The following is a 24,156-nucleotide window of genomic DNA, read 5'->3' as shown; positions in this document are numbered from 1 at the left end:
CCACAGCGAGTGCTTAAGCCAACAAGCGTCTTAATACGTCAATGGAGATGAGTATGAAAAAACTCAGTAAAAAACAGTCGCAATGGGCATGGTTCATTGGTTTATATATAGCAGGGTTTGCCGTTATTTTTACCATTGCCCAATTGATAAAATTGGCGATGGGTGTGTAAACCCTTCCTTATTTCGCTAAAAAAAACAAAAACGCCGCATTGATTTATAACCAGTGCGGCGTTTTTTATGATCTTCGTTAAAGTATGGTCTCTTAAAGTACTATTACTGAAAATTATGCACCGCGATGGTTAGCCACGCCATTTCTGTCAATAAACTCATTTACCTGCGCCAAACGCTCAGGCGTCCCAACATCTATCCAATTATCAGTGATGACTTCCGCCGTAATTTGGAATTTGGGCATGGCTTTCCTGAGCAGAGGTGCTAGCGCTGCCGGTTGCCCTGTTACTACGCCATCGACCAATCGTGGTGACACCACACTAATACCAGCAAAGGTATATTTGTCTGCCTCGCCAATCGGCTGCTCACTAGCCAGACCATTATTGATCGCAAAATCACCACCGTTGTTATGCTCTGGATTGTCAATCAATAATAGATGCGCCCGTTGATCAGCGCTCAGGGTATAGTCCCGCAACTGAGCAAAATCATACGTTGTCCAGACATCGGAGTTGACTAAAATAAATGGCTCATCTCGCAGTTTACCGGTTTGTAATGCTTGAAAAATACCACCTGCGGTCTCTAAAGGCTCATCATCTTCTACTGACCAATGCAATTTGACCCCGTACTCGCTACCATCACCCAAGGTATCCATGAGCTTGTCAGCAAGCCACGAGGCATTAATCGTAATATCGGTAATGCCTGCTGCTTGTAGCGCCTTAATATGCCAAACAATCAGCGGCTGTCCACCTACTTCTACTAAGGGCTTAGGGGTTTGAAGTGTTAACGGATGCAAGCGCGTTCCCTTGCCAGCAGCCAAAATCATTGCTTGCGTAATCGTAGACATGCACGCTCCTTATTCAATTTATAATGAGAGAGATAGATGCAACTTATTATCCATCTCTATAACGAGGAAAATTTCTCTTGATAAGCAGGTGATACCTGATCTGCAAGCCATTGATTAAATGGCTGTAGCGCTTGCTTCATCGCCTCATTGCCATGCTCAGCAAGCCAATTTAACTCAAGCAGTAGATCGCGCATGACTTTGGGGATATCAGCCAAATAACGGTCTTTACCATCACGCTCAGACAAACGGATAAAGATTCCTAGTACCTTAAGATGCCGCTGTACGCCCATCACATTCATATCATTCTCAAGCTGTTCAGCACTATCGGCGGTGGTGAGCGCCGCCTGTTGTTGCAACTGCCAAAAGTCACGAATCCAACCAGATATTTGATGCTCTGGCCATTCAACATAAGCGTCACGCACCAATGACACCAAATCATAGGTATAAGAACCAATCACCGCATCTTGGAAGTCAATCACGCCTAAGCGCGAGCGGTCCGCTTGATCTTGCATCAGGTTGCGACTGTGATAATCACGATGCACGATCACTGCTGGCTGCTGTAGAACCTCTTGTATCAATGCCGTTTTTAGAGTGTTCCATAGCTCATTATCGAGTTCGACCCCGATATAGGGGATAAACCAATCACTGAATAAATCCATTTCGCGGTTCAATAACGTGCTGTCGTAATCAGGCAATTGGTACTGAATTTTTGCAGTCTCTACCGGCACGGTCTGTAGCGCCACCAAGGTCTGCATGGCCAATTGATAATGATCATTAATCTGCTCAGGTGTCGCATCGACGAGCAAATGCGCAAATTCTATCGTGCCAAAATCTTGCAATACCAAAAAGCCCTTTGCTACATCTTGCGCAACCAGCGTCGGCACATTGATGGCGGGCGCCATCAGCTTTGCAACATTGATAAACTGCTGCAAGGCGTCTTGCTCGTCAGCAGAATCCATGACAATATAGCGCGCGGTGGCGTCATCCTTATCAGCCAATTGGATACGGTGATATTGGCGGGCGCTCGCATCACCAGGCAAACTATCGAGCACAAATGCTTGGTCGGCAAACACTTGCTGCAACCAATTCTCTAGCTGCTGTTGGCGGTTATTCTTGTCGCTCAGGGTGGCGTTCAAAGGCATGGTATCAGTCATAGAGTACATCGCAGGTTAAATATAAGTCGTAAATCATTAAAGTAGTGATAAGTCAGGCAAAACCTTGCTAAAATAGTGACAGCTTGATTGACAGTATCTGTTGTAATGTAGGTATTGACACATAGTTTTATCAATGTTGCCCAGCAATTTTCAAGAAAACAGCTTGGCAATGTCATAAATTTTGGTAAATAGTGTAGCTGATTTGGTTTTTTTTGACTATGATTAGTCGTCATTATATGTAAAACAGCCAAATTTTTGAGAGTATATGATTAATTCCTGATTTTTTAATCATTTATGAACCACTAAGTTTTTAGTCATTTATGAACCGCTAAATATAGCTAAAACATGGCTATTAAACTAAATATCGTAATCCAATAGGCTCTGCAATCATAGGTGTGCCCTTGTTATATTCTCCGCTTTACCAAAGCATCCGTTTGGTTTTATTCGGTGCCTTAGGCTTATCGAGCTTGACCGTCAGTGCAGCGCTCACCAAGGCTGACACACAGACAACTGCGCCATTAGCCACCGATACTGTCAGCAGTTATGTCTCTGACCCAGCCGGCGATGTCAATACCGATGCCAGCTCCAATACCAATACCAAAGACAATATTAACACCATCAATCAAGATATTAGTTACCCGCGCGTCAATGCACAGAATAGCGCTTATGAAACAGTAAACGAAGAAACTGTAAATGTTGCTCCCGAAGCTAGCAACGCTGCTTTAATGGCTAATAGCACACTTGATAATAGCGATTTAGACATCACTGAAATCAACGACAATAGTGATACTATCTCTGACGTACAGGCACAGAGAAAACCCCTAACGACCATCGGTGACAACACCAATCCAAAAAATAACGATCTGCGAGTGGCTGACAACGCTAGCAATACGCTGAAACCGATTGATGACAGCGATTCAATCGATGCCAGCGATGAGAGCATTCAAAACAGCTTGCTGCGTTTGGCAGAATTTTATGAGCTGACCCCTGATACCGATTTATCAACCCTAAATACGAGTGATAGTACTTTAGAGTCTGAACCAGATAATATCCAAAATAATTTATCACCTGCCACGCAAACCATCACCAAAGTGGGCAAAAACTTACGGCTGCTACCAAACGTCATCGATAGTGCCCAGCGCTGCGAAGGCCGATGGGTCTATCCGCAACAAAATGCTAATTATCAACGAGCCGTCAATGAAGCGGCGATGGATAATGGTCAGGCGGCGACCAATCTAAATGGCGTGGCTAATAATCGAGCGCCTTTATTTGCAGAGTCCGACTATGGTTATTATGACAATGTCGACTATGCGGAGCTATCTGGTAACGTGATTGTCGATCAAGGCACTCAGCATATTGAAGCTGATAGTATCTTGTTAGATTTGAGTCGTGGTGTTGCCGCTGCGCAAGGTAAAGTCATGTTTACCGATCAAGCAACTGGCAATCAAGTAACCCGTGCTAACACTAGAAACACAGGTACAGGCAGTATCACCGAACAGGCAGCCAAAGGCGGTCTCATTGGTGTCGCAGACAGTCTGGCTTACAATACTGAAACCGGACAATCAACGGCTAACGATGTGGCGTTTGCGAGCGTAGAACTCCAAGCACACGGCTATGCCAAGCGCCTTAATCGACCTAACGACAGCCAATATGAGCTAGATCAGGTCATGTTCAGCACTTGCCCACCAACTGACCGCAAATGGCAGTTCGATGCCAAAAGTATTGATTTGGACACGGAGACTGGTCGCGGTGAAGCTTACAATACGACTTTCCGTATTGCGGATGTTCCGGTGTTTTATCTGCCTTATTTTAACTTCCCCATAGACAGCCGACGCAGTACAGGGTTCTTATTACCGAATGCGAGTATTAGTAGTGAAAGTGGGCTTGAGGTTGATATCCCCTACTATCTCAATTTAGCACCCAATTATGATGCGACGATCAATACTCACATCTATAGCGATCGCAACCCTATGCTCACAGGTGAGTTTCGCTACTTAACCGAAAATTATGGCGAAGGGATTTTTAACGGTTCATATTTGCCAAACGACAAAAAATATGATGACGAAGATCGCACCAGCTTTTTTTATGATCATTATTGGTCATCTACCAGTATTCCGCGCTTAAGTGGTGATGCTAAATACAGCTATGTGTCAGATGAAGATTATATTAACGACTTTGATACTTTGGGTTTATCAGACAACACCTTAAACTTGCCACGTCGCGCTCGACTTAATTATTACAACGATTATGTCAACGGTGAGCTGAAGGTTGAGACTTTCCAAACGCTCAATGCTTTTACCGATAATGGTGAGCCGTTAGAAGACAAAGACAAGCCTTATTCACGCTTACCACAGCTCAAACTTGACTATCGATTACCGTGGGCAGAGCGTTTTGATATCACGGGTGTGCATGATTCTGCTTATTTCAAAAAATCTATCGATGATGGTTCTGAGAATGAAAAAAGTGGTGCGCGGGTCTATAACAAAATCAGCGCTGTTTATCCGATGGAAAAATCATGGGGTTATATTAAGCCCAAGCTGAGCCTACAACATCTGTATACCTCATATGACGAAGACAGCCTCGCGGACAACCAACTTAGTGAAGAAGATGGTAGCCAATCGGTATTTGTACCGCAAGCCAGTATTGATGCAGGTTTGCACTTCTACCAATCAGGCTCACCCTTCGGTGCCTTTGACGATACCATGGGTGGCTATCGCCTATTAAGTCCACGATTGAAATACACCTACTCACCATTTAAAAACCAAAACGACATCCCTAACTTTAACACTCGTATCGCCTCAATTAACTACGAGCAGTTATTTTCAGACAGTTGGTTTTTAGGTCATGATCGCTTGCAGGATTTGCATTCTATTACCCCTGGGATTAATTATCGTTACATCGATGCAACGGGTGTGACACGTTTTGATGGTAGCATTGCTGAGCAGTTTTATATCGATGATGGTCGCGTGACCCTTGAAAATCAACAACCTGTCTTTAGCTCTTCCTCTTCAGGAATGGTTTGGGATACCAGTACGCAACCCTACAACAATTTTTGGGTGGATGTTAGCGGTGCGCTAACCGATGATTATGACTTGAATTATGTTACGACAGAGCTACGTTATCAGCCATCGGATAACAGTTTGTTTAACGTTGGGTTTGTTAAGCGTCAGCGCGATGAAAACACCAATCAATTGCCGCTGTCTGCCTTTACTGCTTCAGCCGTGTTCCCGATCAATAACAGCTGGCGAGTATTGGCTCAAGGTCAATACGATTACAATCGTGATAAAATGCTCGATTCGCTAATCGGCATCGATTATGAAGATTGCTGCTTTGGTTTTGCCGTTTACGGTCGTCGTTACTATAATGACCTGAACGTCAAAGACAAGCCGACACAAGCGATTATGGCAGAGATTAGATTGAATGGTCTTGGTAACAATAGCAGCCGTTTGACACGATTGCTCGCTGATAAGGTCTTGGGCTTTGAACCCGTCCAGACTGCATGGAAAGACTAACAAGGCGCAAATAATGCTATATTAAGGCATTGTTTTCGTCATTATTTATATAACCTTGTTTGTAACCCTATTATGGGCAACCTTAGACAATATTTGCTTATTAAAGATATTAGATAGCGTTGACCGACTACCATCCGATGCGATGACATTGATGAGGAGCATCATGAGATTTTTTTCTTTACGTCAGACCAGCCGAGCCGTACTGCTTTCTATGAGTATGAGTGCAGGCCTTGTACTTAGTTTCAGCGCGCAAGCTGCCACCGTTAATTCTGCAACAGCATCTAAAACAAATGCTAGCGCTGAGCAAAGTAACGTCAATCGCTTGACCCCAGCAAACAGTACCGATGGCATCATTGCTTTGGTCAATGAAAATGCTATCTTAAAAAGCGACTTGATTGATGCGATCACCCAAACACAAGCACGGGCACAAGCTGCTGGTGAACCGATTGCCAATTCAGCACAGCTACAGTCTGAAGTGTTAAATGCTCTCATCTTGCGTGAGCTGCAGCTGTCACTGGTCAAACGTGTGGGTCTAAATCCTAACGAAGCCGATATCAATCAGCGTCTTGGTCAAATTGCTCAAGCTGAAGGGCTTGGTAGTATTGCTGCTTTACAGCAACGCTTAGACGCCGACCAACCTGGGAGCTACGCGACCCTACGAGCCAAACTCATTGAAGATGCCGCCATTCAGTCTTTGCAGCAACGCCAAATCAGCAGTCGTGTGCGTATTAGTGAGCAAGATATCGACGCATTTTTGGCTTCTCCAGAAGCCAAACGTTTGAACCAAAGCGAGTACCAAACTGTTCATGTACGCGTCCCTTATATGGATGACTACAGCCGACTGTCAGAAGCCCAGCGTGCTGAAGCACTCAAAGTGGCTCAGGCATTGCGTGCACGCTTATTAGAACCAAATGTCGACGTGGCTGCAGCCGTTACTGCCAGTCAAGGCAGCTACGCTATCCCTATACAAGGTGGCGATATGGGCTTTCATAAAGCGGCATCGCTACCGACAGAGTTATCGAGCGAGATTACTAAGCTCGATGTCGGCGCAGTGAGTGCCCCGCTATTGACACCTGAAGGCATTGATATCATTAAGCTTGCTGATAAAAAAGAAAGTGATAAAATGCTCATACCGCAATGGAACACTCGTCATATTTTGATCAAAGTCGATGAGCTACAAACGGATGCCCTTGCTGAGCAGAAGATTAATGATCTGTATGAGCAACTACGCAGCGGCGCTGACTTTTCTGGTTTGGCATCAACCTATTCGGATGATCCAGGCTCAGCAGGACGCGGTGGCGATCTGGATTGGGTAAGCGCAGAAGATATGGTCGGACCATTTGAAGCAGTGATGAAAAACACAGCAGTTGGTGATTATTCTGCTCCTTTTAAGACCCAATTTGGTTGGCATATCTTAAAAGTAGAAGGTAAGCGTCAAGAAGATGTTAGTGAGCAATATCGCCGTAACATGGCACGTCAAGCGTTATATCAACGTCTAGCACCACAAGCCAAAGAAGATTGGCTACAAGAGCTACGTGCTGGCGCTTATATTCAGGTGCTTGGCTAATTGCTTGACGAGACGCTAGCAAGCTGAGCATCAGTAAAATCTCTAAATCAAAAAAAGGGTATATGCCATTGCATGTACCCTTTTTTTGTATAAACAACGCATAGGCTTTTTTCTTTTACCCTAAGGCATGTCTTCAACTCAAACTATCGTATAGTCAAAATACCCCAAAAACGCGACGATACTGCTGATATCAATTTTTTGTAGCCTCTGTCTGCGTAGGCACAGCAAGCAAGCAAGAAAAATTGATATCAGCAGTGTGTGATGGTTCGATACTACTTTTCACTGACTATATCTAAATGCTCTCAAACCTTGATATGCTAGAAGCTGAGATTTATCAACTAATAGTGACACACAAAGAAAAGCCCCGAACCTAGGGCGATTGGTTCGGGGCTATGGCGCTTCATATTATTGTTGTTATTTCTTCCTTGTTGACTCATCCTAAGTCACAAACAGTATCCTATAAGACAGCGGGCTGACCTGTGCTTTTATTGATACGGTCTCAACACTGCATCCATGCGTATCCTTGTGTTGATGGTGGTATTTTAAGGCAATCAGTTTGATGCGACTAGAGGCTAAAGACCTTATTTAACGTAAGCATATGCTTACGTCATGATAGCGCATTTCACCCCGTCACTTAGGTTTGCCATTACCCAAAACTTCGCTGCTCTTCTCTGTGCTCATCTGAGACTTTTTTGCCTTCTTTTTTGCCTTCTTCAATTTTGTTTTCTGTCTCTTGGATATCTTCTGCCTGTGCCGTGGGGGCATTACCTTCTTGTCGACTTGTTTCTTCTGGCTCGTATTGTAAGGTTGTCATAACAGGGAAATGATCGGATCCTACAGATGGCATACGCTGGATATCGACCACTGTAAAGCAAGCACTATGGAAAATATGATCTAACGCCCAACGTAAAAATGGATAACTGACATGGAATGTATTGATAAAATGACGACCAATACGTGGATCTAATAGTCCTGAGATACGCTGGAAGCGACGAGTTGTCTTTGACCATGCCACATCATTGAGATCACCAGCCAGTATCGCTGTTTGATTTTTTTCTTTGATATGCTTGCCGACCATGAGCAGTTCGGCATCACGAGTCGTTGATTTGTCCGCTTCCGTCGGGCTTGGCGGCATAGGATGCAAACAATACAGCCAAATTACTCGGCCGCTTTGCAATCGCAGCTGCGTGTGGATAGAAGGAATATCATCAATCATCAGATATTTGATTTCAGGATCTATCAGCTCAAGCTTAGAATAAAGGTGCATACCATACAGATTATCCAGCGGGACTTTTACGGTATAGGGATAGTCTGGCTCGATTTGGTGTAATGCTTGTTCCCATTTTTTATCACTTTCTAGCGTAATCAAAATATCCGGCTGTCTTTGCTTGACCAAATCGACCAATTTTTGCATTTCATCATTAGGGGTTAAGACATTTGACACCATGATTTTTAATTGATGATTTTGGCCATCTGGCTTGCTCTTGGCACTTTGTACTTCTTTTTTCCATAGTTTGGTGTAAGGCAATACCATTCTAATCTGAAAAGCCAAAGTGAGACTTAAGGCAACGAACAATAACCACTGCCCCAGCTGCCAGTCTGACCAAAATACCAACATGCCAATCCAAGCAATGATCCCAAGCACCATTATTTGAATACGGGGAAACTCAACGCCGCGCACCCACCAATTATCAAGAGGCAACCACCCCCAAATCGTCACAAACGCGATAAGTCCAGCTAACCACTGCGCGCCATAATATAATAATGAGAGATCCATAATATGTATTAACCATTTATTGAGTTGCTGGCTGAGCCAATGATTCATATACTCATCGTCAGCCAGTGACTAACGTTTGTATCATGATTATCTTTGATAAGAATAGATGCTTATACCATTCACAAAAATTAGAGTAGCAAGGAAAACGAGTGTAAGTACTACGCATTGTAGACTAAACGAGTTTGACACAGCTAGTCGTATATTTGGGTTTGGTATTACTTTAGCATTTCATCAGTCTATCGCCTACTACGGAGCGTTAATATGCTCAGCTGACCATAAAACGTTACAATGTCAGCGCAGTCACGATACTGAGCTTGTTATACTTTTCGTCATTTTTTCTCAGACTTTATGTAATATGAACACAGCAGATCTCATAGTAGGCTCATGATGATAACGTAAAGTTATAGTGAACATAGTTATTAGTGTATGAAAAACAGCCAAAATCTGCTAAAACGCCTTGCTTTTTATGGTCATTCACGGCATTGTTATCGGCTGGCAATGCAATAAATAACGGTAAAAAAGGATTAAGATTCATGAGTGATTTAACAGTAGGTTTGGTAGGCTGGCGCGGCATGGTTGGTTCCGTATTGATACAACGTATGCAGCAAGAAAAAGATTTCGACGGTATCACGCCGGTATTTTTTTCAACCAGTAATGCTGGTGGTGATGCGCCAAGTTTCGATGGTATTCAAACCAGCCAACTAAAAGATGCTCATGATATTGACGCACTAGCAGCTTGTGATGTAATTATTACCTGCCAAGGTGGCGACTACACCTCAAAAGTTCATCAACCACTGCGTGCTAGCGGCTGGAATGGCTATTGGATTGATGCCGCAAGCACTCTGCGTATGGAAGATGACAGTATCATCATTCTTGATCCGGTCAATCGTAGCGTCATTGATAGCGCCTTAGCCAATGGTCAAAAAGACTTTATCGGTGGTAACTGTACGGTATCACTCATGCTGATGGCTATTGGCGAATTGTTTAATAGAGGCTGGGTAGAATGGGTCAGCGCGATGACTTATCAAGCAGCGAGTGGCTCTGGCGCCAACAACATGCGCGAGCTCATCAACGGCATGGGCGTGCTACACGATGCGGTCAAAGATGAATTGGCTGATCCTGCGAGCGCGATCCTTGAGATTGATAAAAAGATCGCCCAGACCCAACGCTCAGAGGGCTTTCCTAAGCAGTACTTTGGTGTACCACTCGCTGGTAGCTTGATCCCTTATATCGATGCACAATTAGAAAACAAGCAATCCAAAGAAGAATGGAAAGGCGGTGTCGAAACCAATAAAATCCTTGGTAACTCTGAAGCTGATAAGATTGCTATCGACGGTATGTGTGTCCGTGTTGGCGCGATGCGCTGTCATGCTCAAGGCTTGACCATCAAGCTCAAAAAAGACATCCCGTTAGAGGAAATCGAAGCGGCACTAAAAAGCAGTGGCAATGAGTGGTTAGATCTAGTCGAAGATGACAAAGAAGCCACCATGAACCGCTTAACACCAGTAGCAGTAACAGGAACTTTGACAGTCGCGTTAGGACGCTTGCGTAAGCTCAATATGGGCCCTGAGTATCTAGGCGCATTTACCGTTGGCGATCAACTATTATGGGGCGCAGCTGAGCCATTACGCCGCATGCTAAACATTATCCGCGAGCAAAAAAACTAAGCTGGCTTTCTTAAGAATTCAATACAAAAAAGACAGCATCTGCTGTCTTTTTTATGGGCGCTATTTAACTAATACTTTAGCAAGTACGCTTACTGATAACGAATCATCACCTCATTACGGCGTAAAAATGGGAGTGTCCATGGCGTGTCATAACGTGCCAGTTCAGGATCACCTGTAGGCGTTAGATTCTTACTTTGCATCCAAGTGCGCAACTCCTCCGTCTTATCATCCACTTTACTGCTTCCGGTAAATCCTGAAAATTTGATAACGCCGTAAGTTTGAGCAGGCACTTCGATTATTTCGACCTCTGGATTATTCGGTTTTGGTAATGTCTGCATTGTATACTGACTCGGCATCACAAAACGTACGCGCCATTTCCCATCAGTCTGTTGCATGTTGACTGGTGCCGTCATTGCGATTTCTTGTGACGGCTGCATCTTAACTGGTGCTGTCATACTGATTTTGCCACTGCCACCAGTCGGTGCAGTGTTGTTACCGAAAATAAAATCGGCTAATACTTTAAACCCTTTATTGCTGGCATCTTTTTGATCTCCAGTTACCAGTGTTTGAGCCACCAATTGTGGGTCATAACGGCGCAGTTCAAAATCTTCCGACTGACTTATTACGGTGTAATCAGGCTCTTCAACGGCCATAGCAACTCCTGGTATGAATAATAAACCACTTAATAGTAGAGGAATTGTTTTTGTCATATTGCATCTCCGGCATCCAAATAGAAAATTTGATGATGATTTTTTATCATTAGTTTATGATCTACTGTACCAATTACTTTGTAATGCTGTCTGTGTGTTTCCGTAATACCCTCTGTGTTCTTTAGGTTATAGCACGATCATATCGAAGATTTATATTATCGATAAACAAACATCCGTATCCAAAAAAACTGCTAACAATGCTATAATTAGCGCCATTTTCATAGCGTAAATAGCGATTATCATATGCAATTTGTCTTACATAAAACGGCCAGCGGCGAGACGCGTGCACGCCGTGGTACGGTTCATCTCAATCATGGCGACGTGCAAACGCCTGCTTTTATGCCTGTCGGTACTTATGGCACGGTCAAGGGTATGTTGCCACGTGATATTGAAGCCATTGGCGCTGATATCGTGTTAGGTAATACCTTTCATTTATGGTTGCGTCCGGGTACTGAAGTCATCGATAAGTTCGGTGGTTTGCATAAATTTATGCATTGGAATAAGCCTATCCTAACTGATTCAGGCGGCTTTCAAGTATTCAGTCTGGGTGCCATGCGTAAAATTACCGAAGAAGGCGTAGATTTTAAGTCCCCTATCGATGGCGCTAAAGTATTTTTATCACCAGAAAAATCGATGCAGATTCAGTACAGCTTAAACTCAGACATCGTCATGCAATTCGATGAATGCACGCCCTACCCAGCGACTCATGATGAAGCCAAAAAATCGTTAGAGCTCTCACTACGTTGGGGACAGCGCTGCGTTGATGAGCACAACAGACTGGGCAGCACCAATGCGCTATTTGGCATTATTCAAGGCAGTATGTATGCCGATTTGCGCCAGCAGTCGCTCGAAGGACTGCTCGATATCGGCTTTGATGGTTATGCCATTGGTGGTCTATCTGTTGGTGAGCCAAAAGACGAGATGATGGATGTTTTGGACTATATTCCAGATGCGATGCCAGCCGACAAGCCTCGCTATCTGATGGGTGTTGGTAAGCCTGAAGATATTGTCGAAGCAGTCCGTCGCGGCGTTGATATGTTTGACTGCGTCATGCCGACTCGTAACGCGCGTAACGGTCATTACTTTGTTACAGGCGACTTAGACAATGCCGGCGTTGTACGTATCCGTAACAGCCAATATCGCAATGATGAAGGTACATTGGACCCAGAGTGCGACTGCTACACTTGTCAAAACTTTAGCCGTGCCTATTTATATCATCTAAACAAGTGCAAAGAGATGCTAGGCGCGCAGTTGGCGACTATTCATAACTTGCGCTATTACCAACGTTTGATGCAAGGTATTAGAGACGCTATTGAACAAGACAAATTTGATGAATTCGTCACTGAGTTTTATAGCAAGCGTGGACAAGCGGTTCCTGAACTAAACTTACGCTAATCATATTTTTTGAAATAGTTATAAATACAAAAAGGGCTTAAGAATTATCTTAAGCCCTTTTTAGTGTGTTGCTTTTATTATTTCTAATTAATCAGTACTAGCCCATTAACGAGGTTACAAATACCACGATCACAGCAATTGGTGCTACGAACTTAGCGACAATTTGCCAAAGCTGCCAAGCACCATTCGATAAGCCAAGCTCTTGTTGAATAGTACGTTGATCCATTTTCCAAGCAAGGAAAATAATCGCCGCCAGACCCGTCAATGGCAATAAGAATTTGCTGGTAATTTTGTCCAAGGCATCAAAGATACCATTACCCATAATCGTAAATTCAGACCATAGATTAAATGATAATAAAGCGGCGATGCCCAATAACCAAATCACTGTACTTGCAACGATGGTTGATACGGTACGATTCATCGGAGTACGTTCTTCTAAAAACTCAACCGTTGGCTCAAGTAATGAGATAGATGAGGTAATAGCAGCAAAAGTAATGAGTAAGAAGAATAAGGTACCAATGATCGTACCTGCGCCCATACTACCGAAAGCAATCGGCAAGCTCACAAAGATAAGACCGGGGCCTGAAGCAGGATCAAGACCATTGCTAAAGATAATTGGGAAGATGGCTAAACCAGCTGCTAAGGCAATGACCGTATCCAAAATAACCACGGTACGTGCAGTCTTAAGCAAATTCACTTCTCGACCCAAGTATGAGCCGTAAGCAACCATGATACCCATACCAATAGATAGCGTGAAGAAAGCATGTCCTAAGGCTGCAAGCATAACGTCAGCGGTCAGCTTGCTAAGATCTGGCGTAAATAGGTAAGCTACTGCTTCACCAAAGCCACCATTTATCACGTTATAACCCACGATGACAAATAAAATCACACCTAGTAGCGGCATTAAAACTTTGGCAGTGGTTTCGATACCTTTGGTCACACCAATACCAACAATCAAAGCGGTCAGCGCCATAAATACGGTATGCCAAATCGTCAGCGTACCAGCTGAAGCGAGCATGGCATCAAAGGTCGCAGCGACAGAATCACTATCTTGACCTACAAAACTTCCCGTACCTACTTTAGTAATATAATTGAGCGCCCAACCACCGATCACACTATAAAAAGATAGGATCAAAAAGCCGCCCAAAATACCAGTGGCCCCAACGATACCCCAACTGCGTGACTTACCTTCGCTTGCGGCTACGTCTGCAAAAGTATTGACTGGGTTTTTTTGCCCACGACGACCAATCAACCATTCAGCAACTAAGATAGGAAAACCTACCAGCGCGATACAGAATAAATAAGCAATAACAAAAGCTGAACCACCGCTTTCACCAACCATATATGGAAATTTCCATATGTTTCCTAAACCTACTGCCGAACCAACCGCTGCTAATACGAAGCCAAAACTTGAGCTCCACTGTGCATGTTCTTGTTTATTGATAGCCATTTTTTCTGTCCTCGTGCTTCAATTAATGTCGCTTATAATCTTCCATGATTATTTTAAATAGTCCTCCGTACCACAGACTATCTAATTAACGCTTCAATGTGACGCGCCTAGCAACATTATGAAAGAATTGTTTACAATATCGTAAACGCTCAGTTTCTGCTAAGCGACCAAAAAAGTCAAGTAGTCATAAACATAAAAAGCCATAACAATTGGCTATGGCTTTTTATGTTTATGACTATCTAACAACCGTTTGGTTCATCGAACCTTCAACAAGGTAATGCTCTAACTTTCTATCCGTACACTATCTATCACTTGGTTAGCGAACGACACCCCGACGACTTTTTTGCAAAGAATCAATAAGCAGCTGAATTTTTGGCTCTTTCGGTAATAGCTCTTGCTTTAGAATTTCAAGCGATTGAGCCGTCGTTAAGCCTGATCTAAAGATCGTGCGATACGCTTGACGTAAGATGTCAATCGTGTGCTTAGACCAGTCTTTACGGCGCATTCCTTCTACATTGAGACCATGAGTTTTTGCCGGATTGCCAGACACCATAGTAAAGGCTGCTACATCTTTTAAGATTAAACTGGCACCGCCCACCAAACTATAATCATCCACGGTACAGAACTGATGAATACCTGAGTTACCACCGATAATCGTATGATCGCCAATCGTTACATGGCCTGCGATACCAACATTATTAGCCAGTACGTTATGATCACCAATCAAGCAGTCATGAGCGATGTGCGTATTAACCATCATCAGGTTGTGGCTACCAATTTTGGTCAGTCCACCATCTTGGGCTGTGCCACGATGTAAGCTACAAGCTTCTCGAACGGTATTATGATCGCCAATCTCAAGCCAAGTACGCTCACCTGCATACTTCAAATCCTGTGGATCTTCACCGATGCTGGCGAACTGATAAAACTGATTGTGGCTGCCAATACGGGTAAGTCTTGCCACGACGACATGCCGATGCAGCGTCGTATATGCACCGATCGTCACCTCGTCGCCAACAATACAATAAGGACCGATGATAGCAGTCTCATCAATCTGAGCGGACGGTGAGATGAGTGCTGTTGGATGGATCTGACTCATAATTTAGGCCTTTGTATCATCTGATGCAAGTAAATAGTAAAACAAATACAACCAATTTAACTTTATAAATTAAGCCAATACCCGTTCAGATTATAATGATTAGTGGTTAGTACTATCGCCGATATAAGCGTCAGTCTTTGAACGATTGAGCCAGTCTTCACCCCAAGATAGTGAAGATAAATTATTGCTCTTGGCGGGCAATCATGACTTGAGCACTCGCAGCAAGCTCATTTTCAACATGTACCGTACAATCGAATTTATAAATACCGCGCTTTTGCATAACCGTTTTGGCACGGATAATCAGTTGATCACCAGGAATGACGCGGCGCTTAAAACGCACCTTATCCACCCCTGCAAACAGATATAGATAGCCATCTTCGGCAGTCAATCCGGCACTAATAAAACCCAATACGCCAGAAACTTGCGCCATGGACTCTACCATTAATACCCCTGGCATAATCGGTTCATCAGGAAAATGGCCATTGAAAAATTCTTCATTAATGGTCACGTTTTTGATACCAGTAATGCATTCCCCAGGCTGACAAGCGATAATTTTGTCTACCAACATAAAAGGATAACGATGTGGCAAATAATGCTTGAGCGTATGATAGGTTAGCGGCAACGTCAGACCTTGCTCCGCTAAGCTTTTGATGTCTTCGTCGGATGGGATATCGATATGGGTACTGCTCATAATGACGCTTCCTTGCTATATTAAAAAAGCTGTATGTAAAAAGCTATGTTAAAAAATTTATGGATGACGAACTTGTATAGGCACTATTCACTGCCGAGCTGACGAAAGCGTACAGCGGCACGGCGCCACTTAGCAGTCGGCATGGCAGCTGTTCCAGAGGAATATGACCCTGCGACCTTAATTGACTTGGTCACCATAGTCATTCCCGACAACGTCACATCGTCGGTGATATCAATATGACCAGTGATACCAACTGCCCCACCGATAACACAGCGTTTGCCAATACTCGTGCTGCCCGCAATTGCCGTGTGAGCAGCAATAGCCGTCCCATCACCGATGTGCACGTTATGGGCAACCTGTACAAGATTGTCAATAATAACATGATTGCCAATTACCGTGTCATCAATAGCACCGCGATCAATACAGGTCTGGCTACCAATACGTGCATGGTCGCCGATGATCACACGACCAAGCTGAGCGATGCGCTCCCAGCCCGTAATACTCGGGTCTCTGGTTGGGGCAAAACCAAAGCCTTCAGACCCTACGCTGACGCCAGCATGCAGCCTAACATGATTGCCAATGATACAGTCATGGCCGATGACGACTTGCGACTTGATAAGGCAATCAGTACCGATAGTACTGTGGGGTTCGACGACCACATGGGCATCAAGACGACTGCGCGCACCAATGCTCGTATTTTCCCCAATCACACAAAATGGACCAATACTGACGTGTTCACCAATGATCGCGCTATCCGCAATGACCGCACTAGGATGGATACCAACCTCTGGCGTTTGACGAGCAAACAGTTGACTGGCACTCGCATAAGCTAAGTAAGGCGCTGCCACTACCAGCGCTATCGACATTGCTGGTACTTGGTCACGGTATTCAGCAGTGACCAACACTGCTGCTGCCTGAGTGTTGGTCAAGCTAGAGACGTAATGAGAATTTGCCAAAAAGCTTAATTGTGCATCATTAGCAGTGGTTAAACTACCAACACTGTTGAGTGTCAGCTGTAACTGTTCAGCACTAAGATCAGCCTTATTAATGATAGGCTGACGCTGCTCAATCCGCGTGATAAGTTGCTCAATCGTTATCATAGTTGGCATTAACATTAGAATGAATAAAAGGATCATCAAGTTGAAACATCAACTCGATGACCTATGAAGATCAGATTTTTGATTGATTTATAATATTGACTTAATATAAACCATTAAACTAAGCTAATAAGCGCTGGCAACTTAGAACGTGCTACCAATCTGGAACTGTACTTTCTCAGTCTCATCACCTTCTTTATCACCGAACGGTACGGCATAACTCAGTGAAATTGGACCGATTGGCGTATACCAAGTCACACCCGCACCCGCACTATACCGCATATCATTATCTTGCGTTAATAGCTTTATTTCACTGCCATCTGAATTCTTGGTCGGGTCACCCGTATTGGGGTCAATAAACGTACGATCTTCTTTACTCGTGGTATCAAATACTTGACCACCTTCAGCAAATAGCACTGGGCGCACTTGATCTGCCCAATCACCTTTAAATGGCATTGGTAAGATCAGCTCACTACCAAAGCTGACCAAGGCATTACCACCGACCTCTTCGTCTTTAAAGCGGCTGTCACTATTAATCGCGTCAAAATAGCCTTGTGATTTAGGACCTAGCGTTGACGCTTCATAGCCACGCACCGAGCCGTAACCCCCAGCATAAAAGTTTTCGTAGAAAGGTAAGTCATTGCCGTAACCGAGCTTGGTATAACCACGTGCGACTAAATCCTTATAAAGTGGATAGTACACATTGCCTTGATAAACGAGTTTTTGATAATTGGCATCACCAAGACCAATGGTCGCGTCAACCGTATGACTCATACCTTTGGTCGGAAATACTGGGCGATCTAAAGTGCTGTAATCCCAACCAAACAGCAAGTTATAGGTCTGATAGTCGTTTTTGAAACCAGTACGACCTTCGAAGTCTCCAGTAAAGTTTTCAAACGATCCGCCATCATCGATAATTTGTTGTACGTTTGATACGCCAAGGAAGCGACCACCACGTACTGAGGTATTATCAACGTTTAGACCAGCACTAACACGCTTGGTTTCATCGACAGGATAGCTATAGTTCAGCGTAGCACCATAAGAATCGGTGACATAGTTACTGACGTTTCTGTCATCATATTTGGTTTCGCGATAATAGGCACTCAGACCCTGAGAAACACCGTTTTCGGTGAAGTACGGATCGGTATAACCCAAGCTATAAGAATCACGAGTTTCTGAACGTGATAGCGCCGCTTTAACGCGGTTACCCGTACCCATAAAGTTATTTTGCGTTAAATCTAACTGAAAAGTAACACCGCCACTTTGCGAGTAACCGGCAGCAATCGTTGAGCTACCAGAAGGCTGCTCTTCAACCGTAAAATTCACATCCATTTGGTCTGGCTGATTCGGTACTGGCTTCACATCGACGTTGACTGCTTTAAAGAAACCTGTACGCATCAGACGCGTACGTGACAACTGAATTTTTTCGCTAGAGGCGAGCGCCCCTTCCAATTGACGCATTTCACGACGCAGTACCACATCCTGAGTTTTGGTATTACCCGTAAAGTTAATACGGCGCACATAGATAGGACGTGCTGGATCGATATAATAATCGACATCGACCATTTTAGTATCATCGTTAATACGCGGCACTGGTCGAATTTGTGCTAAATAATAACCTTCATTCCCGTAACGGCTCTTTAGAGAAGCAGTCGTGGCATCAAGCTTGGCTTGTGAATACTTTTCATTCTGCTCAAAAGTAACCAATTCTTTAAGCTCATTGGTCTCAAATGTCGGCTTACCTAAGAAATTCACTTCCCCAAACTGATATTGCTCGCCTTCACTCAAGCTGACTTCAATAAAGACGCTGCGTTTGTCTTCACTGATATTGAGTACCGCATTATCCACGTTAAAACGCACATAACCATCATTCTGATACAGCGCTTTCAAATTCTCTAAACTGGCAGCCAGCTTTTCTTTTGCGTAGCGATCAGACTTAGACAGCAAACGTGTCCATGACGACTCTTTGACAGCGAAAACGTCTTTAATCTCTTCGTCACTAAAATGTGTGTTACCAATAACATTGATATCAACCACTTTAGCAGGCTTACCTTCGATGAAGCGCACATCAAGCTTGACACGGTTGCCATCCAGTAGCGTTTGATCAACTTCGATATTACTATTGTAATAACCTTGGCTAATATATTGCTGCTGTAGTTCATTGGCGACGCCCTGCAATGTCGATTGCTTAAGTACACTACCGACTGACAGACCAGCGTTGCCAAGTCCTTGCTCTAGACCTTCTTTTGGAATGAGCTTATTACCTTCGAAACTGACCTCAGCAATAATTGGACGCTCAACGACATCAAATCGTAGCTGACCGCCTTCGACACGGCTTTGGATGTCGGCAAAGTTATCAGTCGCATATAGCGCCTTAATACTGGCTGCCAGACTACTATCATTCGCCGTGTCGCCTACCGAAATAGGTAAAACCGGATAGAGACTATCAGGAGTTAGGCGTTGTAAACCATTGAAACCGATGTCAGTGACCACAAATTCTGCCGCCTGTACAGGCATACTCATCATCGCTACAACTAACGGCAACCCTGCCGCGCTCATAAATAAAGGCGTACGCATAAACACTATCCGTCAATAAAAAACTTGCTGAAGTTAAGTTAAAAAGCACATGTTGTCTAGCCCAATCCGAGTGAAATCATTCGCTCACTCGCGGGAGACTCAGGACACTTTATATAAAACGCATCATAAAATAAACTAAAAATTACGATTAGTACAGAGACAGCGATACAAAAGAGCGCAGCACGCCTACCAATAATCAGCGCAAGATACGCGCAAAACCATTAGTGTATCGCGGCTTACCCTTTAGGCTGCTCTGTAGTCTATCAAAACAGCCGACTGATATCATTACCAATTGCTAACACCATGAAACCTGCCAGCAAGAGTAAGCCGATATTTAGCCCTGCCATTTGTATCCCTTCCGAGAGAGGCTTACCACGTATCAGCTCTATGAGATAATACACAATATGACCACCATCTAACACTGGAATCGGTAAAAGATTGAGTACGGCGAGGCTCAGGCTAATCAAAGCAGCGGTGGACAATACCATCTGCCAACTGATATCAAAGCTTTGTTTGGCGACTTTAGCAATCGTAATAGGCCCTGATAAATTGTCCAGACCAATCATACCTGAGAGCATTTTGCCCATTGAGCTGACTGTCATCACTGCCAACTGTTCTGTCTTTTCAAATGACTTAACCAATGACTCACCAGGACCATACACGACGGTGGCTTTATAAGCATCGGGAATGACAATCTCAGACTGCGCTACCATAGCACCAATTTGTCCAAAGTCATTACCTAGATTGTCTTTTTTACCTTGCGGCATAATCTGTAATTGAACAGATTTTCCGTCACGCATGACCATAAAATTAAGCAACGTTTCAGGATTATCGCGGATGATACGGGTAGCACTAATCCAATCTTTGATTTCTGTATCATTGATAGCTGTGATGCGATCACCGACTTTTAACCCCTGCCGACTGGCAGCACCATCAGCACTCAGATCACCAACGATAGGTTCAATATCTGGCTGCCATGGTAGCATGCCAAAGCTGGTTAGCGCGTCTTTACCTTGCGATGTGCCTTGCATAAATGTTTTAACGGGTGCTTGATAAGTCTTCGTTGCATTGGAAGCTTGTGACTCTGATTGCAACGTAATACTGACGTTGTCAGTCTCGCCCATCCGTCCAGCAAGGCGATAATTAATACCTTCCCACGTTTGCACCTCATGACCATCAATCGCAACGATTTTATCACCAACGGGCAGCTGTGCTATAGCCGCTGGTGTATCAGGTAATACTTGCCCAATCTTCGTCGCCAACTGCTCTGATGGCGTCATAAATAACACCCAAAACAACGCAATCGCGATGACAAAGTTCATGATAGGGCCAGCGGCAACGATGGCAATTTTTTTTAGCGGATGCTGACGATTAAAGGCCAAATGTAGCTCATCTTTGGCTACCTCGCCTTCACGCTCATCCAGCATCTTGACATAACCACCCAGCGGCAGCGCTGAGATACGATAATCAATGCCGCTCTTTTTGCTCGTCCAGCCAAAGAGTTTGGGACCAAAACCGATAGAATAGGTCAATACTTTAACGCCGCAGAGCCGCGCTACAATGTAGTGCCCCCATTCATGTAAGGCAATAAGCGGACCTAAGACAAATATTGCCGCAAGGAGCGTTAATAAAAACGTCATGATCTTTTCTCAGTATTTTATCTTAGCATGTTCTATTAATATCACTTTTAAACTAGGGTCTGTTGAACATTCAAATGTGGAACTGGCAGTGGCTATTTTTTAGACAATATGCAGTGAAATTTTTGACGCCTAGTCATTCTAGGGTAGACAATTTCGCCATGTATTGGCAAAAAATAGTCCTGCCCTGAAAGGCTGATGCTAAAACCACCCCAAACGTTGTTGTAAACCTAGCTAAGGTCTCGACATTATCGTCGGTTTACGCCTAGTCTGGGGCGATTTTAGCGATCAGCAGTCCTAATATTTGAATGTTCAACAGACCCTAAGAAACTCTTGCTACGATTATGCCAACTTTGCCACAAGTTTGTCAGTAAGATGGCGCGCTATCTTATCGATTGTTAATATATCTTCTATGTCAGCCGTGTCGTTTAATGGTGGTACCTGTATGTCATTTAAGGCTTGCTCATTAATATCAGCAATATCCGTCAAACGAATCTGACCGTTCAAAAATGCAGCAACGGCAATTTCATTAGCAGCGTTAAGCACAATCGTTGCCTGTGTGCCTGCTTGCATGGCTTGACGGGCAAGACGCAAACACGCAAACTTCTGCAAATCAGGCTGAATAAATTCTAGAGCACTTAGCGCAAACAAGTCTAAAGGCTGCGAGCCGCTTTCGATACGATCAGGGTAACTGAGCGCATGCGCAATAGGCGTTTTCATGTCTGGGCTGCCGAGCTGCGCCAAAAAGCTGCCATCGCTATATTCTACCATTGAGTGGATGATACTTTGTGGATGAATGATCACATTTATCTTATCTTCAGGCAAATCAAATAAATGACAAGCCTCAATCAATTCAAGCCCCTTATTCATCATCGTTGCAGAATCGACCGATATCTTTTGCCCCATTGACCAGTTTGGGTGTTTCACGGCTTCAGCGACGCTCGCTTGCTGCATCTGAGCAAATGACTGCTGCAAAAATGGCCCACCAGATGCGGTTAACCATAGCTTACGGACACCATGGTTTGGCTGGTGAATTTGGGTGTTATCTCGTTGAATAGCGAGCGGCAGACACTGAAAAATTGCATTATGTTCAGAATCGAGCGGCAGCAAGGTGGCATTGTTTTTTTTAACGGCATTTATCATTACCTGACCTGCCATTACCAACGCTTCTTTATTTGCCAATAAAATACGCTTGCCTGCCCGTGCGGCTGCCAAAGTAGAAGGCAGACCAGCTGCGCCAACAATAGCAGCGACAACGGTATCAGTTTGCGAATCGGTAGCAATATCGACCAGCCCTGCTGCCCCGCCTACCACATCGATATCAAGACCTGCCGCGCTGAGACGCTCAGCAAAGTCATCCACTGCGGCTGTCGGCACACTGACGCGTTTGGGCAAAAACTGCTGGCAGAGCGCAAACAATTTGTCTAAGCGGTAATAGCCTGATAGTGCATAGACTTGGTAATTAAGCGGTTGCGCCGCCAAAATTGCTAGCGTGCTATCGCCAATCGAGCCTGTTGCGCCTAGTACGGCGATGCGTTGCGTCATAACCATCGGTGCCCACAATATTGTTACTGTTAAAATTTAAATAAAAAATCAGGAGAATTAATAAGGTATGAATAACAGCAAAGCATCGATGCTAGATCATGTCGATGCTTTATTATAATAGATAAAACTAAGATGTTGGCAAAAACCAGTCGTCAAATCAGACTCAGCAAATCAATGAGCCTGCATCAGTCTCTTAAACGACGATGAGACCCAGCTGCTGTATCGCCCAAAAGCCAAGCGCAAATATTGGCGTGGCAGACAATAGCGAATCAATACGGTCAAGTATCCCGCCATGCCCCGGTAAAATCGTTCCTGAGTCTTTCACATCAGCACGGCGCTTGAGCATTGATTCAAACAAATCACCGAGTACAGAGGCAAGAATAGTGATGGCTGATAGCGACACAAATGCGATTAACGGTACACCAGTTAATTGCAGTTTGAAGACACTAATAGCAACCACAACTAGCAGACCAGTCACAAGACCGCCAGCCAACCCTTCCATGCTCTTGTTAGGTGAGACGTTCGGTGCCATTTTTCGGCGACCGAGCTTGCGACCTACAAAATAAGCACCACTGTCCGCACACCAAACCAGTAAGAATACGTAGAGTAGCCACCATGCTGACAGCTGCCACAAATAAAACATAGCCGTAATCGATGCGGTCAATATAACTGCACCCATCAACGCTAGTTTCTTTCCGTACCAATTGGTGTGCGTCGGGAATACCCTGACCCAAGATAGCGCCATCAACCATATAGCGAGTGAAGCCACCCACCAAAACAGCCAAGTTACTTTGAACATCAGCGAAACTAAAGTCAGTACCAATACCAATACCACAAACACCGCAGGCTGGCGCCACTTTGGCATCAGCTTTGTCCATTCATGCGCTGCAATAATTACGCCAATAGCCAATAATGGGGCAAACAAGATAGGGGTTTGGCTCGCAAACATTGCAATACCAACGATAATAACGAGAACAATTGCCGTTTTAATTCGTTGCCACATACTTGTCGAACCTTATAATAATGAAAAATGTCTGGTCAAAAAATGCCTTATATAGTAGCTAATCTACAATAGCCTACTAATGGCGATTGAGACCAATTAAAGCGGTTTGTGACTGCACAAGCAAGTAATATTAATGGCTTGATAGATTTTTCGAATACGCACGTTTTAAAACAGTGACTGTGTTTCGTCAATAAATGCCAGCGAATATGCTACAAATTTAATAATGAATCACGTCATCATGAACCACTCGATCCTGACTAAATCAG

Annotated in this window: 17 protein-coding genes; 5 read left to right on the top strand and 12 right to left on the bottom strand. The window is 44.1% G+C overall.

From position 1 onward, the window contains the following. The first annotated feature begins 53 nt into the window (after positions 1-53). Positions 54-170, top strand: coding sequence for a DUF2474 domain-containing protein (locus IE130_RS14380; protein ID WP_373299586.1), 117 nt, complete (start codon positions 54-56; stop codon positions 168-170). Positions 171-283: 113 nt separating this feature from the next. Here IE130_RS14380 and murU read toward each other — a convergent pair whose 3' ends face one another. After that, positions 284-1,012: an N-acetylmuramate alpha-1-phosphate uridylyltransferase MurU gene (murU, locus tag IE130_RS01455; protein WP_189580636.1), complete on the bottom strand. Its 729-nt coding sequence runs from the start codon at positions 1,010-1,012 to the stop codon at positions 284-286. Between the two features lie 56 nt (positions 1,013-1,068). Next, entirely contained in the window at positions 1,069-2,166 is a 1,098-nt protein-coding gene (locus IE130_RS01450) for an aminoglycoside phosphotransferase family protein (RefSeq protein WP_189580633.1), read from the bottom strand. A gap of 401 nt (positions 2,167-2,567) precedes the next feature. Between IE130_RS01450 and IE130_RS01445 the strand changes: the two genes are divergently transcribed. Together IE130_RS01445 and IE130_RS01440 are read left to right on the top strand one after the other, a co-directional pair. After that, the gene (locus IE130_RS01445; RefSeq protein WP_189580630.1) at positions 2,568-5,678 is read left to right on the top strand and encodes an LPS-assembly protein LptD; all 3,111 of its coding nucleotides are present in this window, start codon (positions 2,568-2,570) and stop codon (positions 5,676-5,678) included. 163 nt (positions 5,679-5,841) lie between these two features. Then, positions 5,842-7,245, top strand: coding sequence for a peptidylprolyl isomerase (locus IE130_RS01440; protein ID WP_189580627.1), 1,404 nt, complete (start codon positions 5,842-5,844; stop codon positions 7,243-7,245). Positions 7,246-7,891: 646 nt separating this feature from the next. On the opposite strand, the gene IE130_RS01435 is transcribed toward IE130_RS01440, so the two are convergent. Next, positions 7,892-9,070 carry an endonuclease/exonuclease/phosphatase family protein gene (locus IE130_RS01435; protein WP_227676096.1) on the bottom strand — a complete coding sequence of 393 codons (1,179 nt, stop codon included), beginning with the start codon at positions 9,068-9,070 and terminating at the stop codon, positions 7,892-7,894. 485 nt (positions 9,071-9,555) lie between these two features. On the opposite strand from IE130_RS01435, the gene asd reads away from it, so the two are divergent. Beyond that, entirely contained in the window at positions 9,556-10,689 is a 1,134-nt protein-coding gene (asd, locus tag IE130_RS01430) for an aspartate-semialdehyde dehydrogenase (RefSeq protein WP_189580624.1), read from the top strand. An 89-nt stretch (positions 10,690-10,778) separates the two neighbouring features. Here the strand turns inward: asd and IE130_RS01425 are convergent, their stop codons facing one another. Further along, positions 10,779-11,342: an SOUL family heme-binding protein gene (locus tag IE130_RS01425; RefSeq protein ID WP_189580621.1), complete on the bottom strand. Its 564-nt coding sequence runs from the start codon at positions 11,340-11,342 to the stop codon at positions 10,779-10,781. Between the two features lie 300 nt (positions 11,343-11,642). Between IE130_RS01425 and tgt the strand changes: the two genes are divergently transcribed. Continuing rightward, complete coding sequence (gene tgt, locus IE130_RS01420) at positions 11,643-12,794, top strand: tRNA guanosine(34) transglycosylase Tgt (RefSeq protein ID WP_010200213.1); 1,152 nt, start codon at positions 11,643-11,645, stop codon at positions 12,792-12,794. Positions 12,795-12,891: 97 nt separating this feature from the next. Here the strand turns inward: tgt and IE130_RS01415 are convergent, their stop codons facing one another. The 8 genes from IE130_RS01415 to IE130_RS01380 form a co-directional block, all read right to left on the bottom strand. Further along, on the bottom strand, positions 12,892-14,244 hold the full coding sequence (locus IE130_RS01415) for a sodium-dependent transporter (protein ID WP_010200218.1): 1,353 nt from the start codon (positions 14,242-14,244) through the stop codon (positions 12,892-12,894). A 316-nt stretch (positions 14,245-14,560) separates the two neighbouring features. Continuing rightward, positions 14,561-15,340 carry an acyl-ACP--UDP-N-acetylglucosamine O-acyltransferase gene (lpxA, locus tag IE130_RS01410; RefSeq protein WP_189580617.1) on the bottom strand — a complete coding sequence of 260 codons (780 nt, stop codon included), beginning with the start codon at positions 15,338-15,340 and terminating at the stop codon, positions 14,561-14,563. Positions 15,341-15,521: 181 nt separating this feature from the next. Then, positions 15,522-16,031, bottom strand: coding sequence for a 3-hydroxyacyl-ACP dehydratase FabZ (gene fabZ, locus IE130_RS01405; protein ID WP_189580613.1), 510 nt, complete (start codon positions 16,029-16,031; stop codon positions 15,522-15,524). An 83-nt stretch (positions 16,032-16,114) separates the two neighbouring features. After that, positions 16,115-17,131: a UDP-3-O-(3-hydroxymyristoyl)glucosamine N-acyltransferase gene (gene lpxD / locus IE130_RS01400; RefSeq protein WP_189580611.1), complete on the bottom strand. Its 1,017-nt coding sequence runs from the start codon at positions 17,129-17,131 to the stop codon at positions 16,115-16,117. Between the two features lie 141 nt (positions 17,132-17,272). After that, positions 17,273-19,705: an outer membrane protein assembly factor BamA gene (gene bamA, locus IE130_RS01395; protein WP_189580608.1), complete on the bottom strand. Its 2,433-nt coding sequence runs from the start codon at positions 19,703-19,705 to the stop codon at positions 17,273-17,275. Positions 19,706-19,968: 263 nt separating this feature from the next. Then, entirely contained in the window at positions 19,969-21,345 is a 1,377-nt protein-coding gene (rseP, locus tag IE130_RS01390; protein WP_010200235.1) for an RIP metalloprotease RseP, read from the bottom strand. A gap of 339 nt (positions 21,346-21,684) precedes the next feature. Then, complete coding sequence (gene ispC, locus IE130_RS01385) at positions 21,685-22,893, bottom strand: 1-deoxy-D-xylulose-5-phosphate reductoisomerase (RefSeq protein WP_189580605.1); 1,209 nt, start codon at positions 22,891-22,893, stop codon at positions 21,685-21,687. 187 nt (positions 22,894-23,080) lie between these two features. Further along, on the bottom strand, positions 23,081-23,890 hold the full coding sequence (locus IE130_RS01380) for a phosphatidate cytidylyltransferase (protein ID WP_010200237.1): 810 nt from the start codon (positions 23,888-23,890) through the stop codon (positions 23,081-23,083). Between the last annotated feature and the right edge of the window lie 266 nt (positions 23,891-24,156).

It is taken from the genome of Psychrobacter glaciei (assembly GCF_014652895.1).
Lineage (GTDB): Bacteria > Pseudomonadota > Gammaproteobacteria > Pseudomonadales > Moraxellaceae > Psychrobacter > Psychrobacter glaciei.
Note: the sequence above shows the minus strand (reverse complement) of the source record. Positions and strands in the feature narration are given on the sequence as shown.

Bases quoted from the DNA above. Each gene is read 5' to 3' on its own strand.
- IE130_RS14380 (WP_373299586.1), top strand. From the start codon at position 54: ATGAAAAAACTCAGTAAAAAACAGTCGCAATGGGCATGGTTCATTGGT.
- murU (WP_189580636.1), bottom strand. From the start codon at position 1,012: ATGTCTACGATTACGCAAGCAATGATTTTGGCTGCTGGCAAGGGAACG.
- IE130_RS01450 (WP_189580633.1), bottom strand. From the start codon at position 2,166: ATGACTGATACCATGCCTTTGAACGCCACCCTGAGCGACAAGAATAAC.
- IE130_RS01440 (WP_189580627.1), top strand. From the start codon at position 5,842: ATGAGATTTTTTTCTTTACGTCAGACCAGCCGAGCCGTACTGCTTTCT.
- IE130_RS01435 (WP_227676096.1), bottom strand. From the start codon at position 9,070: ATGAATCATTGGCTCAGCCAGCAACTCAATAAATGGTTAATACATATT.
- asd (WP_189580624.1), top strand. From the start codon at position 9,556: ATGAGTGATTTAACAGTAGGTTTGGTAGGCTGGCGCGGCATGGTTGGT.
- IE130_RS01425 (WP_189580621.1), bottom strand. From the start codon at position 11,342: ATGGCCGTTGAAGAGCCTGATTACACCGTAATAAGTCAGTCGGAAGAT.
- tgt (WP_010200213.1), top strand. From the start codon at position 11,643: ATGCAATTTGTCTTACATAAAACGGCCAGCGGCGAGACGCGTGCACGC.
- IE130_RS01415 (WP_010200218.1), bottom strand. From the start codon at position 14,244: ATGGCTATCAATAAACAAGAACATGCACAGTGGAGCTCAAGTTTTGGC.
- lpxA (WP_189580617.1), bottom strand. From the start codon at position 15,340: ATGAGTCAGATCCATCCAACAGCACTCATCTCACCGTCCGCTCAGATT.
- fabZ (WP_189580613.1), bottom strand. From the start codon at position 16,031: ATGAGCAGTACCCATATCGATATCCCATCCGACGAAGACATCAAAAGC.
- lpxD (WP_189580611.1), bottom strand. From the start codon at position 17,131: ATGATAACGATTGAGCAACTTATCACGCGGATTGAGCAGCGTCAGCCT.
- bamA (WP_189580608.1), bottom strand. From the start codon at position 19,705: ATGCGTACGCCTTTATTTATGAGCGCGGCAGGGTTGCCGTTAGTTGTA.
- rseP (WP_010200235.1), bottom strand. From the start codon at position 21,345: ATGACGTTTTTATTAACGCTCCTTGCGGCAATATTTGTCTTAGGTCCG.
- ispC (WP_189580605.1), bottom strand. From the start codon at position 22,893: ATGGTTATGACGCAACGCATCGCCGTACTAGGCGCAACAGGCTCGATT.
- IE130_RS01380 (WP_010200237.1), bottom strand. From the start codon at position 23,890: ATGTGGCAACGAATTAAAACGGCAATTGTTCTCGTTATTATCGTTGGT.